At 71.2% G+C, this 809-nt stretch carries 1 protein-coding gene; it reads right to left on the minus strand.

Translation table 11 applies throughout. The features are described 5' to 3' along the window. The coding region (locus X739_RS1000000171085) for a hypothetical protein (RefSeq protein ID WP_032924635.1) at positions 1–809 on the minus strand (809 nt) is incomplete at both ends.

The raw sequence follows: 809 nt of genomic DNA on the forward strand, positions 1-809 counted from the left end.
CCGGTCGAGCCAGTCGCTCCGGTCGAGCCGGTTGCTCCGGTCGAGCCTGTCGCTCCGGTGGAGCCAGTCGCTCCGGTGGAGCCCGTGGCACCCGTCGAACCCGTTGCGCCGGTCGAACCAGTCGCTCCGGTCGAGCCTGTCGCTCCGGTCGAGCCGGTTGCTCCGGTCGAGCCGGTTGCTCCGGTCGAGCCTGTTGCACCGGTCGAACCCGTTGCGCCGGTCGAGCCAGTGGCGCCGGTCGAGCCTGTTGCGCCGGTCGAGCCAGTGGCACCGGTCGAGCCTGTCGCTCCGGTCGAGCCAGTTGCTCCGGTCGAGCCTGTGGCACCCGTCGAACCCGTTGCGCCGGTCGAGCCAGTCGCTCCGGTCGAACCGGTGGCACCAGTCGAGCCCGTTGCACCGGTCGAACCAGTCGCTCCCGTCGAACCCGTTGCGCCGGTCGAGCCAGTGGCGCCGGTCGAGCCTGTTGCACCGGTCGAACCCGTTGCGCCGGTCGAGCCAGTGGCGCCGGTCGAGCCTGTTGCGCCGGTCGAACCAGTCGCTCCGGTCGAGCCTGTTGCACCCGTGGAACCCGTTGCACCAGTCGAGCCTGTGGCGCCGGTCGAACCAGTCGCTCCGGTCGAGCCAGTCGCTCCGGTCGAGCCGGTTGCTCCGGTGGAGCCAGTCGCTCCGGTCGAGCCGGTTGCGCCGGTCGAACCGGTGGCACCAGTCGAGCCTGTTGCACCCGTGGAACCCGTTGCACCAGTCGAGCCTGTGGCGCCGGTCGAACCAGTCGCTCCGGTCGAGCCAGTCGCTCCGGTCGAGCCGGTTGC

Source organism: Mesorhizobium sp. LNHC209A00, assembly GCF_000502915.1.
GTDB lineage: Bacteria > Pseudomonadota > Alphaproteobacteria > Rhizobiales > Rhizobiaceae > Mesorhizobium.